Below are 15,831 nucleotides of genomic sequence, written 5' to 3' on the forward strand. Positions count from 1 at the left end.
ACCCACTGTGACCAGCGAGGGAAACACCGTGATCGGCACCGTCCTCGTCGCCAACCGGGGCGAGATCGCCTGCCGGATCTTCCGCACCTGCCGCGAGTCCGGAATCCGAACCGTCGCCGTGCACTCGGACGCCGACGAGAACGCCCTCCACACGCGCGTGGCCGACGCGGCCGTACGCCTGCCGGGCGCCGCCTCCGCCGACACCTATCTGCGCGGCGACCTGATCGTGAAGGCCGCGCTCGCCGCCGGCGCCGACGCCGTCCACCCCGGCTACGGCTTCCTCTCCGAGAACGCCGGCTTCGCCCGCGCCGTCCTCGACGCCGGACTGACCTGGATCGGACCGCCGCCGGAGGCCATCGAGGCGATGGCGTCCAAGACCCGCGCCAAGGAACTGATGGGCATCGCCCCCCTGGGCGAGGTCACCGAGGCCGACCTGCCGGTGCTGGTGAAGGCCGCGGCGGGCGGCGGCGGACGCGGCATGCGCGTCGTACGGCGCCTGGCGGACCTCGACGCCGAACTGACCGCCGCCCGCGCGGAGGCGGCGAGCGCCTTCGGTGACGGAGAGGTCTTCGTCGAGCCGTACGTCGAGAACGGCCGCCACGTCGAGGTGCAGATCCTCGCCGACACCCACGGCACGGTCTGGGCGCTCGGCACCCGCGACTGCTCCCTCCAGCGCCGCCACCAGAAGGTGATCGAGGAGGCGCCGGCACCGGGCCTGACGCCTCAACTGACCGGCGAACTGAATGACCTCGCCGTACGCGCCGCCCGCGCCGTCGACTACGTGGGCGTCGGCACCGTCGAGTTCCTCGTCGCCGACGGCAGGGCGCACTTCCTGGAGATGAACACCCGCCTCCAGGTCGAACACCCCGTCACCGAGGCCGTCTTCGGCGTCGACCTCGTCGCCCTGCAACTCCGCGTCGCGGAAGGCCACGCCCTCGAAAACGACCCCCCACGCGCGCGTGGCCACGCCATCGAGGCCCGCCTGTACGCCGAGGACCCGGCGCACGGCTGGGCTCCGCAGACCGGCCGCCTGCACCGCCTCACCGTGCCCGACGGCATCCGCCTGGACACCGGCTACACCGACGGCGACGACATCGGCGTCCACTACGACCCGATGCTCGCCAAGGCGGTCGCCCACGCACCCACCCGCGCGGAGGCCGTCCGCCGCCTCGCCGGCGCCCTGGAACGGGCGGCGATCCACGGCCCGGTCACCAACCGCGACCTCCTCGTGCGCTCCCTGCGCCACGAGGAGTTCACCTCCGCCCGCATGGACACCGGCTTCTACGACCGCCACCTGGCCGGTCTCACGCAGTCCGGCCCCGACCCCCTCGCCCCGCTGGCCGCCGCCCTCGCCGACGCGAGCGCCCACCCGGGCCGCTTCGGCGGCTGGCGCAACCTGCCCTCGCAACCCCAGGTCAAGCGGTACGTCCTCGCCGGCGAGGAGCACGAGGTCCGCTACCACCACACCCGCACCGGCCTCACGGCGGACGGCGTACGCGTCGTGCACGCCGACGCCGGCCTGGTCGTCCTCGAAACCGACGGCGTACGACGCCGCTACGAGGTCGCCCGCTACGACGACCGCGTCCACGTCAACACCACCGCCCTCACCGTCCCGCCCCGCTTCCCCGACCCCACCACCCAGCACGCCCCCGGCTCCCTCCTGGCCCCCATGCCCGGCACGGTCGTCCGCGTCGCGGAGGGCCTGACGGAGGGCACGAGCGTAGAGGCGGGCCAACCCCTCCTCTGGCTGGAGGCGATGAAGATGGAACACAGGATCACGGCCCCGACCACGGGCACGCTGACGCACCTGCACGCCGTACCCGGCCAACAGGTCACGGTGGGCTCTCTATTGGCGGTAGTCCAAGACACCTAGGGGCGCGGGGCTGCATTGAATATGCGGCTCCGCCGCGTGAGCGCGACCAGCCACGACGAAGCCCGCACCCGAAGGAGCACAGCGATGACCACCCTCCTCGAATCCGACGAGCACAAGTCACTCCGAGCCGCCGTAGCCACCCTCGGCACCCGCCACGGCCGCACCCACAACCGAGACGCCCTCTGGGCGGAGGCCGGCAAACTCGGCTACCTCGGCGTCAACCTCCCCGAGGAATACGGAGGCGGCGGCGCCGGCATCACCGAACTCTCCATCGTCCTCGAAGAGCTGGGCGCCGCCGGCTGCCCGCTCCTGATGCTGGTCGTCTCCCCGGCCATCTGCGGCAACATCATCGCCCGCTTCGGCACGGACCAACAGAAACAGACCTGGCTCCCCGGCATCGCCGACGGCACCCGCCTCATGGCCTTCGGCATCACCGAACCCGACGCCGGCTCCAACAGCCACCGCATCACCACCACCGCCCGCCGCGACGGCGACACCGGGGACTGGATCCTCACCGGCCGCAAGGTCTTCATCAGCGGCGTCGACATCGCCGACGCCACCCTGATCGTCGGCCGCACGGAAGACGCCCGCACCGGCAAGCTCAAGCCCTGCCTGTTCATCGTCCCGCGCGACACCCCCGGCTTCGAGCGCCGGCAGCTCGACATGGAACTGCACGCCACCGAGAAGCAGTTCGAGCTGACCCTCGACGACGTACGCCTGCCCGCCGACGCGCTCGTCGGCGACGAGGACGCGGGCCTCCTCCAGCTCTTCGCCGGCCTCAACCCCGAGCGCATCATGACGGCGGCCTTCGGTATCGGCATCGGCCGCTACGCGCTGACCCGCGCCCTCGAATACGCCCGCGAACGCACCGTCTGGAAGACGCCCATCGGCGCCCACCAGGCCATCGCCCACCCCCTCGCCCAGGCGCACATCGACCTCGAACTGTCCCGCCTGATGATGCAGAAGGCCGCGCACCTCTACGACGCCGGTGACGACATGGGCGCGGGCGAGGCCGCCAACATGGCCAAGTACGCGGCCGGGGAGGCCTGCGTGAAGGCCGTCGACCAGGCCGTCCACACCCTCGGCGGCAACGGCCTCACGCGAGAGTTCGGGCTCGCCTCGCTGATAACGGCGGCGCGGGTCGCCCGTATCGCACCGGTGAGCAGGGAGATGATTCTCAACTACGTCTCCCACCAGACCCTGGGCCTGCCCAAGTCGTACTAGGGCGCGCCCAAGTCGTACTAGCCCCTGGAGGAACCGTGTTCCGCAGCCAGTACGCCGACGTCCCACCCGTCGACCTGCCCATCCACGAGGCCGTGCTCGGCCGGGCGGCAACCTTCGGGAGCGCACCGGCGCTGATCGACGGCACCGACGGCACCACCCTCACGTACGAGCAGGTGGACCGGTTCCACCGGCGCGTCGCCGCCGCCCTCGCGGAGGCCGGCGTGCGCAAGGGCGACGTCCTCGCCCTGCACAGCCCCAACACCGTCGCCTTCCCGCTCGCCTTCTACGCCGCCACCCGCGCGGGCGCCTCCGTGACGACGGTGCACCCGCTGGCCACGGCGGAGGAGTTCGCCAAGCAGCTCGGCGACTCACGGGCCCGCTGGATCGTCACCGTCTCACCGCTCCTCGACACCGCCCGCCGGGCCGCCGAACTCGCGGGCGGCGTCCAGGAGATCCTGGTGTGCGACAGCGCGCCCGGCCACCGCTCCCTGATCGACATGCTGGCCTCGGCCGCCCCCGAACCCAAGATCGCGATCGACCCCGCCGAGGACGTCGCCGCGCTGCCGTACTCCTCCGGCACCACCGGCACCCCCAAGGGCGTGATGCTCACGCACCGCCAGATCGCCACCAACCTGGCCCAGCTGGAACCGCTGATGCCGGCCGCCCCCGGCGACCGCGTCCTCGCCGTGCTGCCCTTCTTCCACATCTACGGCCTCACCGCCCTGATGAACGCCCCGCTGCGGCTCGGCGCCACCGTCGTCGTGCTGCCCCGCTTCGACCTGGAACAGTTCCTCGCGGCCATCCAGAACCACCGCATCACCGGCCTGTACGTCGCCCCGCCGATCGTCCTGGCCCTCGCCAAACACCCCCTGGTCGCCGACTACGACCTCTCGTCCCTCAAGTACATCGTCAGCGCCGCCGCCCCCCTGGACGCCCAGCTCGCCGCCGCCTGCTCCCGGCGGCTCGGCCTGCCGCCCGTCGGCCAGGCGTACGGCATGACCGAACTGTCCCCGGGCACCCACGTCGTTCCCCTGGACGCCATGGCCGACGCACCGCCCGGCAGCGTCGGCAAACTGATCGCCGGGACCGAGATGCGCATCGTCTCCCTCACCGACCCCGGCAAGGACCTCGGCGTCGGCGAGTCCGGCGAGATCCTCATCCGCGGCCCGCAGATCATGAAGGGCTACCTGGGCCGCCCCGACGCCACCGCCGCCATGATCGACGAGGACGGCTGGCTGCACACCGGCGACGTCGGACACGCCGACTCCGACGGCTGGCTCTTCGTCGTCGACCGGGTCAAGGAACTGATCAAGTACAAGGGCTTCCAGGTCGCCCCCGCCGAACTGGAGGCCCTCCTGCTCACCCACCCCGGCGTCGCCGACACCGCCGTCGTCGGCGCGTACAACGACGACGGCAACGAGGTACCGCACGCCTTCGTGGTGCGCGGGCCCACCGCACCCGGCCTCTCGGAGGGCGAGATCATGATGTACGTCGCCGAACGCGTCGCCCCCTACAAGCGCGTCCGCCGGGTCACCTTCATCGACGCCGTGCCCAGGGCCGCCAGCGGCAAGATCCTGCGCCGGGAACTGCGAGGCACCGAGTGACCCTGATCGGCCGCACCCGCGAACGCGGCGTCGAGACCCTCACCCTCGACTCCCCGCACAACCGCAACGCCCTGTCCGCCGCCCTCGTCGGCGGCCTGGCCGACGCCCTCACCGAGGCCGGCAAGGACACCGACGTACGTGCCGTCGTCCTCACCCACACCGGCAACACCTTCAGTGCCGGGGCCGACCTGCGCGACCCGCCCGACCCGCCCGACCCGGACACGCTGGTCGGGCTCTTCCGGCAGATCGCCGAGCTGCCCAAACCGGTCGTCGCCCGCGTCACCGGGCACGTCCGTGCGGGCGGCCTCGGCCTCCTCGCCGCCTGCGACATCTCGGCGGCGTCCCACCAGGCCACGTTCGCCTTCACCGAGGTCCGCATCGGCGTGGCGCCCGCCGTCATCTCCCTCACCCTGCTGCCGCGCACCGACCCCCGCGCCCTCGCCCGCTACTACCTCACCGGCGAGCGCTTCGACGCCGCCGAGGCCGCCCGCACCGGCCTGGTCACGGCGGCGGGCGACGACGTGGACGCCGTACTCGCGCCCGTCCTCGACGGTGTGCGCCGTGCCTCACCACAGGGCCTGGCCGAGACGAAACGGCTGCTCACGGCTAGGGTGCTGGAGGCCTTCGACCGGGACGCGGCCGACCTGACCGCGCTCTCGGCCCGGCTGTTCGCCTCCCCGCAGGCCCGCGAGGGGATGACGGCCTTCCTCGAACGACGGGATCCGGAATGGGTGGTGTGAGCGGCGCCGCGAACACGGCCGACCGCGCGGAGCGCGTGCCCAAGCAGGACCGCAGCCGGGCCACCCGGCAGCGGCTCCTGGAAGCCGCCGTGGCCTGCCTCGCCGAACGCGGCTGGGCGGGCTCCACCGTCTCCGTCGTCGCCGAACACGCCGGTGTCTCCCGCGGCGCCGCCCAGCACCACTTCCCGACCCGCGAGGACCTCTTCACGGCGGCCGTGGAATACGTCGCCGAGGAGCGCTCCCTCGCGCTGCGCGCCCTGTTCCCCGAAGGCGCGGCGGCCGGTGACCGCCGGGCCGTGGTCGCCGCGCTGGTCGACCTCTACACCGGCCCGCTCTTCCGGGCCGCCCTCCACCTGTGGGTGGCCGCCTCCAACGAGGAGCAGCTGCGCGGCCGGGTCACCGAGCTGGAGGCCCGCGTCGGCCGCGAGAGCCACCGCACAGCCGTCGACCTCCTCGGCGCCGACGAGCGGCGCCCCGGCGCCCGGGAAACCGTCCAGGGCCTCCTCGACATGGCCCGCGGCCTGGGCCTCGCCACCCTCCTCACCGACGACGGTGCCCGGCGGGAACGGGTGGTCGACCAGTGGGCCCGGCTGCTGGCCGGGGAGCTGGACTGACATGGGGGACCGGTTCCAGGTCGTCGTCGACCTCGACGCCGACGCGAGCGACGCCGAACCGCTCGCCCGGCGCGTGCTGGACCTGCTCGTCGAGGAGGGCGTCGTCCTCGCCGAGCGCACCCCGTGCGTCCCGGGGCAGCCGCTCGGCCACCCGCCCGGCCCGCACTGGGAGCGCGCGGTGACCGACGACTGGGACTTCGCGCCCTCGGACGGACTCGCCGTCCACACCCGGCGCACCGGCTTCACCAGCGGTGCCGACCTGCCCGGCGCGGCCCTGTGCCCGCACTGCGGGACACCCACCGCGCTGGACGACGGCCCGGCGTGGCAGCGCTTCGACACCGCCATGCGGACCTGGCACGAGACGGGCGCGGCGGCGGTGCACTGCCCGGCCTGCGCCACGACCGCCGCCGTCCAGCACTGGGCCTGGGACGAGGCACCGCTCGCCCTCGGCCACCTCGGCTTCGAGTTCTGGAACTGGCCCGACCTCACCGACGCCTTCCGCGCCCGCGTGGCCGCCCTCCTGGACGGCCACGGCACGGCGTACGTCTGGGGCAAGTTTTAAAGGCCCCTGTCGGCCGGTTCACGGACTGAGCCGCTCCACCCGCCAGCCCCCGTCCGCCTCGGCCACGTACCGCAGCCGGTCGTGCAGCCGGTTCTCCCGCCCCTGCCAGAACTCGACCTCCCGCGGCGCCACCCGGAAGCCGCCCCAGTGCGGCGGCACCGGCACCTGCTCGCCCCGCGGGTAGCGCTCCGCCAGCCCGGCGTACGCGGCGTCCAGGTCGTCCCGGCCCGCCACCACCGACGACTGCGCGCTGGCCCAGGCCCCCAGCTGGGAGCCGTGCGGCCGGGTCCGGAAGTACGCGGCGGTCTCGTCCCGCCCGGTACGCCGCGCGACCCCCGTCACGATCACCTGCCGGGCCATCGGATGCCAGGGGAACAGCAGCGAGACGTACGGGTTCGAGCCCAGCTCGCGGCCCTTGCGGGAGTCGTAGTTGGTGTAGAAGACGAAGCCCTGCTCGTCGAAGTGCTTCAGCAGCACCGTGCGGGAACTGGGCCGCCCCTCGGCGTCGGCGGTGGAGACGACCATCGCGTTCGGCTCGAACAGCCCGCCCTCCATGGCGGCCTGCTTGAACCAGCGCGCGAACTGCTCGACCGGCCCGGCGGCCAGCTCGGACTCGGCAAGCCCCTCGGCCCGGTACTGCTTGCGCATCGAGGCGAGATCGAAGGGGACGGCATCGCGGTCGGTCACACCGGCCATCCTGCCGTATCGCCGGTGTCCTTCGTCACTGAGTGGCACTGAGTGCCGCAACCCCTCCCCAAGGGTGGCACCCGGAGATATCGTGCTGGTCCCGGCGCGGTTGGACGAGCGGCCGTACGGGGCATCACAGGGGTGACCGCAGAACGAGGACCGCGAGTCGTCCAGACGACCGTGGATCCGGTGGACCCGATGAAGCCGACGGGTCGGTCACCACACATCTACGTCACGAGGAGCCGCCTGATGTCCGACTTCGTACCCGGGCTAGAGGGAGTCGTCGCGTTCGAGACGGAGATCGCCGAACCCGACAAGGAGGGGGGCGCCCTCCGCTACCGCGGCGTCGACATCGAGGACCTGGTCGGACACGTGTCCTACGGGAACGTCTGGGGCCTGCTCGTCGACGGCGCCTTCAACCCCGGCCTGCCGCCCGCCGAACCCTTCCCCATCCCGGTCCACTCCGGCGACATCCGCGTGGACGTCCAGTCCGCGCTCGCCATGCTCGCGCCGGTCTGGGGCCTCAAACCCCTCCTGGACATCGACGCCGAGCAGGCCCGCGCCGACCTCGCCCGCGCGGCCGTCATGGCCCTCTCCTACGTCGCCCAGTCGGCCCGCGGCCAGGGCCTGCCCATGGTCCCGCAGCGCGAGATCGACAAGGCCCAGTCCGTCGTCGAACGCTTCATGATCCGCTGGCGCGGCGAGCCCGACCCCAAGCACGTCGCCGCGGTCGACGCCTACTGGACCTCCGCCGCCGAGCACGGCATGAACGCCTCCACCTTCACCGCCCGCGTCATCGCCTCCACCGGCGCCGACGTGGCCGCCGCCCTCTCCGGCGCCGTGGGAGCCATGTCGGGACCGCTGCACGGCGGCGCCCCCTCCCGCGTCCTCGGCATGATCGAGGAGATCGAGCGCACCGGCGACGCCGAGGCGTACGTCAGGAAGACACTCGACGCGGGCGAACGCCTCATGGGCTTCGGCCACCGCGTCTACCGCGCCGAGGACCCCCGCGCCCGCGTCCTGCGCCGCACCGCCCGCGAACTGGGCGCCCCGCGCTTCGAGGTCGCCGAGGCCCTGGAGAAGGCCGCCCTCGCCGAACTCCACGCCCGCCGCCCCGACCGCGTCCTGGCCACCAACGTCGAGTTCTGGGCCGCGATCATGCTGGACTTCGCCGAGGTCCCGGCCCACATGTTCACCTCGATGTTCACCTGCGCCCGCACGGCCGGCTGGTCCGCCCACATCCTCGAACAGAAGCGCACCGGCCGCCTGGTCCGCCCCTCCGCCCGCTACGTCGGGCCGGGCCCCCGCGACCCCCACGACATCGACGGCTCCGACACCCTCACGACCTGACCGCCCCCAGAACGCAGACGACCCGCGAGTCAGGTTCCTCCAGCGGAGGAGCCGGCCGGACGTACCGGCGACTCGCGGGTCGGGTGACTGCGATGGTTTGGCCGGCCGCGTGTATCTCGCACACGCTGGTCCGGCACCGCACAGGATGTGGTGACGGGCCGCTAGCCCGCAGCCACCTCACGCGTCCGGATGTCATACATTCGCCGGATCACCTCCTTTCGGTGTGGGGCCCACACTAGGAACGAGTCGCGCCTCGATCAATCGGTTTTTCGAGTCGATTCCTTGTCGATCACCCATGGACGCGTCTTCGCTGGTCACCTACCGTTCCGCCCATGACGAAGCGACAGGGGGAGCCGTCGGTGCGGCGGGCGATAGGCAGCGGGTCGGTGTTCGAGGAGCGGATCGGGTACGCGCGGGCCGTCGTCGACGGGGACCGGGTGCACGTGTCCGGGACGACCGGGTTCGACTACGCGGCGATGACCATCTCCGAGGACGTGGTGGAGCAGGCGGGGCAGTGTCTGCGGAACGTCGGGGCCGCGCTGGCCGAGGCGGGGTGCACGTTCGCGGACGTGGTGCGGGTGCGGTACCTGCTGCCCGCGCGGGAGGACTTCGAGCCGTGCTGGCCCGTGCTGCGGCAGGCGTTCGGGGAGGTGCGGCCGGCCGCGACGATGATGGTGTGCGGGCTCGCGGACGAGCGGATGAAGATCGAGATCGAGGTGGACGCGCGGCGCGCGCCGGTCGCGCCGGACGCCGGGCTGCGGATCGCGGCCGTCGACGGTGACGCGATGGTCCAGGAGTGGCGGTACGTCCACAACGAGATCGTGCCTCCCGCCGCGATGACCCCGGACGAGGCGCGGGAGCGCGGCCGGCGGTACCGGCTGGAGAACGCCTACCTCGGGGACACGCTCGTCGGCTGCTCCACGGTGCGTCCGCCCGGGGGCGAGGGGCGGGTGGCCACCGTGATCGCGCGGGTGCTGCCCGCGTTCCGGGGGCGCGGGATCGGTACGGCGCTCTACGAGGCGGGTCTCGCGCACGCGCGGGGGCTCGGCGCGCGGGCGGTGGAGACCGTGGTGCTGGCGGCGAACGCCGACGGGTTGCGGTTCGCCGAGGGGCGTGGGTTCGTGGAACGGGAGCGGTATGTGCTCGACGGCGAGCGGGACGAGTGGGTCGATCTGAGACTCGCCGCCGACCCGTCATGACGGGGGCGTATGCCGAGTTTCCGCAGTACAACGATTTCTGGAATCTTGCGGGAACTCGGTGTGTGCTGCATCACGTTCGAGTTGAATGAAGGCCAGTGAGCGAACCGACGTACCGTACGGCGGACGCAGCCTGCAGGGGGTCCAGGTGAGTGCTTCCCGGCGTAGTGGGACCACCGACGAGCTGGGGCCGGACGAGCCGGAGCAGCCCGAACGGGACGGCGCGGACCTGTTGGCCGCGCTCCTCGACGGGATGGACGCGGCCCTGTGCGCCTTCGACGCGGACGGCGTGGTCACCCATTGGAACCGCGAGGCGGAGCGGATCCTGGGCTGGAGCGCGGCCGAGGCCGTGGGGCGGCAGGGATTCGCCGGGTGGGCCGTGCGCAGCGCGGACGCCGGTGAGGTGGAGGACCGGCTGCTGTCCGCGATGCGGGCGCCGGGGCGGCAGGTGCACGAGTTCGCGCTGCTGACCAAGGACGGCGGGCGGGTGCTGGTGCGCACCCAGTCCGCGGCGGTGCGCGGCGCCGACGGGAAGCCCGCGGGGGTGTACTGCGCGTTCAGCGAGGTGCACGCGCAGATCGACCTGGAGCGGTCCATCGCGCTGAGCGAGGCGCTGCTGGAGGACGCGAGCTGGGGTGTCGTCCTGGTGGACGCGGACCTGCGCCCGGCCGTGGTCAACGCGCACGCGGCACGCGCGCTGGGCGCCGGGCGCACATCGGTGCTGGGGCGGCCGCTCGGCGATCTCCTCGCCCAGGGCGTGGAGGATCTGGAGAACGCGCTGACGCACGTCCTGGCCGAGGGCGCGCCGCCCGGACCCGCCGAGGTGTGGGTGGGGCTGCGTACGCCGGAGGGGGAGCGCCGCCGGTGCTGGCGCAGCGGGTTCGTGCGGCTGGCGTCGCCGCTCGCGGAGGAGCCGGTGCCGCTGGGTGTGGGCTGGCTGTTCCAGGACGTCACCGAGGCCAAGCAGGCCGAGCAGGAGGCGGCGCTGCTGCGGTTCCGGGCCAATCAGCTGCACCGGGCGGCGCGGGCGGCGGCCGAGTGCGAGGACCCGGCGGAGGCGGCCGTCGTCCACCTGGACTTCGCGCTCGCCGGTTTCGCCGACCACGCGCTGATCGACCGGCTGGCGGGCGGGGCCGTGGACACCGACGCGGCGGTGCCGGTCCGGCTGGTGCGGGTGGCGGCCACGCCGTCCGGTGCGCCGGGGCCGAGCGTGCCGTCGGGGACGGCCGGGATGCCGGTGCGCTACGGCGAGGGGCATCCGGCCGTGAGCTGTGTGGAGCGGGCGGGCTCGGTGCGGGCCAGCGCCGGTGCGCGGGCGGTGCCGCCCGAGAAGGTGCGGGACTGGGCCGTGGCCCGGCAGTGGCCGGCGGACACGGTGCACGGCCTGTGCGCGGTGCTGCGCAGCCGGGGCCGGACGCTGGGCGTGGTGACCTTCCTGCGGGGCGCGGGACGGAGCGCGTTCGAGCGGTCCGACGCGATGTACGCGGAGGACGTGGCCGTCCGGATCGCGTCCGCGCTGGATCTGGCCGGCGCGGTGGAGAAGCGGTAGCGGGGTGCCCGCGCGGGCCGATTCAGCGCCGGTAGAAGATCCGGTCCCGGTACTGGTCGAGGACGCGCCTGTTCCAGTCGTGGCCGCCGTCCACGTTGCCGGAGCGCAGCAGCGGGGGTTCGATGCCGCGGTCGGCGAGGGCGCCGGCCGCCGTGGCCATCATGGCCTGCATGAGGGCGCTGGTGACGACCGTGGAGGCGGGTGCGAAGGGCGCCGGGACGGTGTCGAGGGTGAGCTCCGCGTCCCCGACGGCGATCTTGGAGTCGAGCACGATGTCGCAGTGGTCCTTGAGGAAGGTGCCGGAGGCGTGCCGCGACGTCGTCTCGGACGCGTACGCCACCGAGGTCACTCCGATGACCCGGAGGCCGAGTCCGCGGGCGTGCATGGCCATCTCCACGGGCAGGGCGTTGCGCCCGGAGAGGGAGATGATCACCAGGGTGTCGCCCGCGCGGAGCGGCGAGGAGTCCAGTACGGCGCTCGCGAGGCCCTCGATCCGTTCCAGGGCGGAGCCGAGCGTGGCCGGCATCACGTCGATGCCGACGACGCCGGGCACGGTGAGCAGGTTCATCAGGGCGAGTCCGCCGGCGCGGTACACGACGTCCTGGGCGGCGAGGGAGGAGTGGCCGGCGCCGAAGGCGAAGAGCCGGCCGCCGTGCTGGACGGTGTCGGCGAGGAGCGTGCCGGCCGCCTCGACGCTGTCCGCCTCCTCGTCGCGGACGCGCCGCAGGAGGTCGATCGCCGCGTCGAGGAACTGCCCGGCCGGCTTGCGGTCGCTCATGCGGGACCCCTTCGGTGTGCCTGTGTCGCGGATCACGGTGCGGTCTGGACCAGTGCGGTGTCAATACGGCGTGGCGGGGCCGCGCGGGCCCGGCTTCGCACCGCGAGGCACGGTTGTCAGTGGTATGCGTCAGAATTGAATCCAGGGCCAGCGCACGCGCCGGTGGCCGCGGCCTCCGGCAATCTCATCAAGGGGCACGTATGTCCGGACTGATCGACACCACGGAGATGTACCTCCGCACCATCCTGGAGCTGGAGGAGGAAGGTGTGGTCCCGATGCGCGCCCGGATCGCCGAGCGGCTCGATCAGAGCGGTCCGACGGTCAGTCAGACGGTGGCGCGGATGGAGCGCGACGGTCTGGTGTCCGTGGCGGCCGACCGCCATCTGGAGCTGACCGACGAGGGGCGGCGGCTGGCGACGCGCGTGATGCGCAAGCACCGGCTCGCGGAGTGCCTGCTCGTCGACGTGATCGGCCTGGAGTGGGAGCAGGTGCACGCCGAGGCGTGTCGCTGGGAGCACGTGATGAGCGAGGCCGTCGAGCGGCGCGTGCTGGAGCTGCTGCGCCACCCGACCGAGTCGCCGTACGGGAACCCGATCCCGGGCCTGGAGGAGCTGGGCGAGGCGGACGGCGCCGACCCGTTCCTGGACGAGGGCATGGTGTCGCTCGCCGACCTCGACCCCGGGATGGAGGGCAAGACGGTCGTCGTGCGCCGGATCGGTGAGCCGATCCAGACGGACGCGCAGCTGATGTACACGCTGCGCCGGGCGGGTGTGCAGCCCGGTTCGGTGGTGAGCGTGACCGAGTCGGCGGGTGGCGTGCTGGTGGGCAGTGGTGGCGAGGCCGCCGAGCTGGAGGCGGACACCGCCTCCCACGTGTTCGTCGCCAAGCGCTGAGCCCGCCGGGGCGCGGGGAGGTGCGCGGGCGCGCGGATCCCGTCGTTTCGGGTTCCAGTGCGCCGAATCGCAGCGCCCGGACGCTTCGCGTGCAAGGCTGTGCCGTGAGGCATATGACGTAGGGGGCTCTTGGCCGCGCGTGACAGCGATGTCGCCCGGTCGGGGAGGGGGCGGGGACGTGCCTGAGAGACGGAGAGGGCCCCGGCGCCTGGTGGCGCCGGGGCCTGTCCTCCCCTGTGCTGACCCGGAGCCCCGAGCTCTCAGGGTCAATCCCCACGGACCGTTTTCCCCGAGCGGCCCGCCTCCCGTTGAAGATCTCCCCTGAGCAGCGGCGGTCAATCCCCGAGAGGTGTCACTCGAATGAGGGGTGTTGCTCAGCGAGAGGGCTCTTTCGAATAGACATTCGATACCCTGCGGACAGGTACGACGGGTACGACAGGCACGGCAGGTAAGACGGCAAGGCACGGCAGGCAGGACACGGTTCCGAGCGGAGCTTGGGGGTGCCAGGACCAATGGCGCGGCGCATCGACGTGACCGGCGCGGGCGGCGTACGCCTCGCGGCCTGGGAGTTCGGCGACCCTCCCAAGACCGACCGGACGCCCCACGGGGCGGCCCCGGTGAGCACCTCCCGGACGCACGGCACAGGCGACCAGCCCGGCGTGCTCTTACTGCACGGCCTGATGGGCCGCGCCTCGCACTGGGCACCCACGGCCCGCTGGCTCTCCGCCCGCCACCGGGCCGTCGCCCTCGACCAGCGCGGACACGGCCGCAGCGACAAGCCCCCGCAGGGCTCCTACACCCGGGAGGCCTACGTCGAGGACGTCGAGGCCGCCCTGGAGCAGCTCGGCCTCGGCCCGGCCGTCCTGATCGGCCACGCCATGGGCGCGCTGACCGCCTGGCAGCTCGCCGCGAAACGCCCCGACCTGGTCCGCGGTCTGATCATCTGCGACATGCGGGCCTCCGCTCTCGGCGCGTCCTCGCAGCACACCTGGACCGAGTGGTTCCGCGCCTGGCCGGTCCCCTTCGCCACGCTCGCCGACGTCCGCAAGTGGTTCGGCGAGGACGACCCGTGGGTGGAGCGGCCCAACCAGGCCCGCGGCGAGTTCTACGCCGAGGTGATGGCCGAGTCCCCGGACGGCTGGCGCCCCGTCTTCGAACCGCAGCAGATGCTCAGGACCCGCGAGACCTGGGTCTACGACGCCCACTGGGAGGAGCTGGCGCAGGTGCGCTGCCCGACCCTGGTGGTGCGCGGCCTCGACGGCGAGCTGGGCCGCGCCGAGGCCCAGGAGATGGTCCGCGTGCTGCCCGGCGGCCAGTACGCGGAGGTCGCCGACGCCGGCCACCTCGTCCACTACGACCAGCCGGAGGCGTGGCGGGCGGCCATCGAGCCGTTCCTGGACACCCTCAGGGACGCCTGACCACCCGCCGGGGCCGCCCATCCGCCGGGGCCGCCCATCCGCCCTGCAGCGCGATCACGGGCGCGCACAGCAGGGCCGCGCCCACCATGCCGCCGAAGATCGAGATCCAGGCCGGCCCGACCTGACCGGGGGCGACGTTCTTGTACCGTGATCGGGCCGCAGCAGCCCGGTCACCATGGAGAGAGTGGTGGTCTTCCCCGCACCGTTCGGCCCACGGCAACCTGCTGCCCGAACCGCTTCCAGAGCCCCCGCACCCGCACAGCACTGTCACTCACCACGACTCCCTCCGTCACCATGAACCCTACGGGGGAAGAACGCCCCCGAAGGGGGCGCGGGGCTGCGTCGATATGCGGCTCCGCCGCGTGGGCGTGATCAACCACGTACTACCGGCAGTCGCCAGAGAACATCAACCCGGCAGACGAACAGGCGCCCTAACGATCCCGACCGCACGCATACGCAAGCGGCGACACCAGCTCCTCCACATCCGGCAACCACCGATTCGCAGGCGTGGGCCGGCAGGCCCACTGCACCGCACCCCACACCCCGACCCGCGTAGGCGGCGCAGCCACATACGCCCCCTCCCCGAGCACCCCCAGATCAAGAGCTCGGGGTGCCCACCCCAACCGCCGCAAAAGCTCCGGCACCTTCACCGCGGCACCCGGCAACACGAAGAACCGCATCCGCCGGTCCGGCGTCAGCGTCACCGGCCCCAGCGTCAGCTCCATCCGCTCCATCCGGGCCAGCGCCAGGAACCCCGCGGTCTCGGGCACGTCGATCGCGTCGAACGTCCGCCCCGTGGGCAGCAGGATCGACGCCGTCGGCTGCTTCTGCCACATCCGGCGGGCCACGGTCGCGCTGCCCGTCGCCTGCGCCGCCCAGTCCTCGCGCGCCGGGTGCGCGCCCGGGGCGGCGCACGCCGGGTCCCCGCAGGAGCAGCGCTGCACCCCGTCGGCGGCTACCAGCCAGGTACCGGGAAACACGTCCCAGTGGCGCTCCTCGGCGTAGCGAACGGCGGTCTCCAGCAGCGATGTGCCGCGCTGCTGCGGGATCTGGGCGGCTTCGGTGCCCCGGATGGTCTCTTCCACGTGGAACACAACTCCCGTGCTCACCCCGGGTTACGGGGGTCGAGTGCGCGGGGGAGGAGCATCGATTCCGCATCCGGGGCGCATGGGCGCATACATGGGGGCGCGCAGGAGGATTCGCCGCAGGAGCTGGGTAGCCACGTCTGGGGCCGGCACCGTCCGTTACCCCGGCAATCCTCGTAAGCATTGCAAGCTTCGCAAGTCTCGCATTGTCGGCACATCGACTGGGCATTGATCTTCACGGCCGGATCCGTTTCGTCC

At 72.8% G+C, this 15,831-nt stretch carries 14 protein-coding genes and 1 pseudogene; 11 read left to right on the top strand and 4 right to left on the bottom strand.

What is annotated here, in order from left to right; genetic code table 11:
• Window positions 1-28: 28 nt before the first annotated feature.
• The 6 genes from ACFWR9_RS18730 to ACFWR9_RS18755 all read left to right on the top strand — a co-directional run bounded on the left by ACFWR9_RS18730 (window position 29) and on the right by ACFWR9_RS18755 (window position 6,617).
• Complete coding sequence (locus tag ACFWR9_RS18730; RefSeq protein ID WP_383843298.1) at window positions 29-1,873, top strand: biotin carboxylase N-terminal domain-containing protein; 1,845 nt, start codon at window positions 29-31, stop codon at window positions 1,871-1,873.
• A gap of 84 nt (window positions 1,874-1,957) precedes the next feature.
• The gene (locus ACFWR9_RS18735) at window positions 1,958-3,097 is read left to right on the top strand and encodes an acyl-CoA dehydrogenase family protein (RefSeq protein ID WP_383843107.1); all 1,140 of its coding nucleotides are present in this window, start codon (window positions 1,958-1,960) and stop codon (window positions 3,095-3,097) included.
• A 35-nt stretch (window positions 3,098-3,132) separates the two neighbouring features.
• A complete protein-coding gene (locus tag ACFWR9_RS18740) occupies window positions 3,133-4,701 on the top strand; it encodes a 4-coumarate--CoA ligase family protein (protein WP_383843110.1) in 1,569 nt (522 codons plus the stop codon).
• Window positions 4,698-5,441 (top strand): enoyl-CoA hydratase family protein, encoded by a 744-nt coding sequence (locus ACFWR9_RS18745; RefSeq protein ID WP_383843113.1) that lies wholly within the window; start codon window positions 4,698-4,700, stop codon window positions 5,439-5,441. The genes ACFWR9_RS18740 and ACFWR9_RS18745 overlap by 4 nt, the downstream gene beginning before the upstream one ends.
• Window positions 5,429-6,055, top strand: a complete 627-nt coding sequence (locus tag ACFWR9_RS18750) for a TetR/AcrR family transcriptional regulator (protein WP_383843116.1) — start codon at window positions 5,429-5,431, stop codon at window positions 6,053-6,055. The genes ACFWR9_RS18745 and ACFWR9_RS18750 overlap by 13 nt, the downstream gene beginning before the upstream one ends.
• Window position 6,056: 1 nt before the next feature.
• Window positions 6,057-6,617, top strand: a complete 561-nt coding sequence (locus tag ACFWR9_RS18755; protein WP_383843119.1) for a hypothetical protein — start codon at window positions 6,057-6,059, stop codon at window positions 6,615-6,617.
• Window positions 6,618-6,635: 18 nt separating this feature from the next.
• Here the strand turns inward: ACFWR9_RS18755 and pdxH are convergent, their stop codons facing one another.
• Window positions 6,636-7,313 (bottom strand): pyridoxamine 5'-phosphate oxidase, encoded by a 678-nt coding sequence (gene pdxH, locus ACFWR9_RS18760; RefSeq protein ID WP_383843122.1) that lies wholly within the window; start codon window positions 7,311-7,313, stop codon window positions 6,636-6,638.
• Window positions 7,314-7,553: 240 nt separating this feature from the next.
• On the opposite strand from pdxH, the gene ACFWR9_RS18765 reads away from it, so the two are divergent.
• The 3 genes from ACFWR9_RS18765 (at window position 7,554) to ACFWR9_RS18775 (ending at window position 11,399) form a co-directional block, all read left to right on the top strand.
• Window positions 7,554-8,654 (top strand): citrate synthase 2, encoded by a 1,101-nt coding sequence (locus ACFWR9_RS18765; RefSeq protein WP_383843125.1) that lies wholly within the window; start codon window positions 7,554-7,556, stop codon window positions 8,652-8,654.
• 332 nt (window positions 8,655-8,986) lie between these two features.
• The gene (locus tag ACFWR9_RS18770; protein WP_383843128.1) at window positions 8,987-9,853 is read left to right on the top strand and encodes a GNAT family N-acetyltransferase; all 867 of its coding nucleotides are present in this window, start codon (window positions 8,987-8,989) and stop codon (window positions 9,851-9,853) included.
• 145 nt (window positions 9,854-9,998) lie between these two features.
• The gene (locus ACFWR9_RS18775; protein WP_383843130.1) at window positions 9,999-11,399 is read left to right on the top strand and encodes a PAS domain-containing protein; all 1,401 of its coding nucleotides are present in this window, start codon (window positions 9,999-10,001) and stop codon (window positions 11,397-11,399) included.
• A 22-nt stretch (window positions 11,400-11,421) separates the two neighbouring features.
• Here the strand turns inward: ACFWR9_RS18775 and ACFWR9_RS18780 are convergent, their stop codons facing one another.
• Window positions 11,422-12,177: an SIS domain-containing protein gene (locus tag ACFWR9_RS18780; RefSeq protein WP_383843133.1), complete on the bottom strand. Its 756-nt coding sequence runs from the start codon at window positions 12,175-12,177 to the stop codon at window positions 11,422-11,424.
• Between the two features lie 200 nt (window positions 12,178-12,377).
• Here ACFWR9_RS18780 and ACFWR9_RS18785 point away from each other — a divergent pair, with 200 nt between their 5' ends.
• Window positions 12,378-13,070 carry a metal-dependent transcriptional regulator gene (locus ACFWR9_RS18785; RefSeq protein ID WP_376357137.1) on the top strand — a complete coding sequence of 231 codons (693 nt, stop codon included), beginning with the start codon at window positions 12,378-12,380 and terminating at the stop codon, window positions 13,068-13,070.
• 512 nt (window positions 13,071-13,582) lie between these two features.
• Window positions 13,583-14,488 carry an alpha/beta fold hydrolase gene (locus tag ACFWR9_RS18790; protein WP_383843136.1) on the top strand — a complete coding sequence of 302 codons (906 nt, stop codon included), beginning with the start codon at window positions 13,583-13,585 and terminating at the stop codon, window positions 14,486-14,488.
• A 141-nt stretch (window positions 14,489-14,629) separates the two neighbouring features.
• Here the strand turns inward: ACFWR9_RS18790 and ACFWR9_RS18795 are convergent.
• Window positions 14,630-14,784: pseudogene (locus ACFWR9_RS18795) on the bottom strand (ATP-binding cassette domain-containing protein); the annotation flags it as partial.
• A 135-nt stretch (window positions 14,785-14,919) separates the two neighbouring features.
• Window positions 14,920-15,573, bottom strand: coding sequence for a bifunctional DNA primase/polymerase (locus ACFWR9_RS18800; RefSeq protein ID WP_383843139.1), 654 nt, complete (start codon window positions 15,571-15,573; stop codon window positions 14,920-14,922).
• Between the last annotated feature and the right edge of the window lie 258 nt (window positions 15,574-15,831).

The organism is Streptomyces sp. NPDC058534 (assembly GCF_042717365.1).
Lineage (GTDB): Bacteria > Actinomycetota > Actinomycetes > Streptomycetales > Streptomycetaceae > Streptomyces.

What these genes read in the sequence shown, in the direction of transcription:
- ACFWR9_RS18735 (WP_383843107.1), top strand. Translation starts at nt 1,958, where the DNA reads ATGACCACCCTCCTCGAATCCGACGAGCACAAGTCACTCCGAGCCGCC.
- ACFWR9_RS18750 (WP_383843116.1), top strand. Translation starts at nt 5,429, where the DNA reads ATGGGTGGTGTGAGCGGCGCCGCGAACACGGCCGACCGCGCGGAGCGC.
- ACFWR9_RS18755 (WP_383843119.1), top strand. Translation starts at nt 6,057, where the DNA reads ATGGGGGACCGGTTCCAGGTCGTCGTCGACCTCGACGCCGACGCGAGC.
- pdxH (WP_383843122.1), bottom strand. Translation starts at nt 7,313, where the DNA reads ATGGCCGGTGTGACCGACCGCGATGCCGTCCCCTTCGATCTCGCCTCG.
- ACFWR9_RS18765 (WP_383843125.1), top strand. Translation starts at nt 7,554, where the DNA reads ATGTCCGACTTCGTACCCGGGCTAGAGGGAGTCGTCGCGTTCGAGACG.
- ACFWR9_RS18770 (WP_383843128.1), top strand. Translation starts at nt 8,987, where the DNA reads ATGACGAAGCGACAGGGGGAGCCGTCGGTGCGGCGGGCGATAGGCAGC.
- ACFWR9_RS18780 (WP_383843133.1), bottom strand. Translation starts at nt 12,177, where the DNA reads ATGAGCGACCGCAAGCCGGCCGGGCAGTTCCTCGACGCGGCGATCGAC.
- ACFWR9_RS18785 (WP_376357137.1), top strand. Translation starts at nt 12,378, where the DNA reads ATGTCCGGACTGATCGACACCACGGAGATGTACCTCCGCACCATCCTG.
- ACFWR9_RS18790 (WP_383843136.1), top strand. Translation starts at nt 13,583, where the DNA reads ATGGCGCGGCGCATCGACGTGACCGGCGCGGGCGGCGTACGCCTCGCG.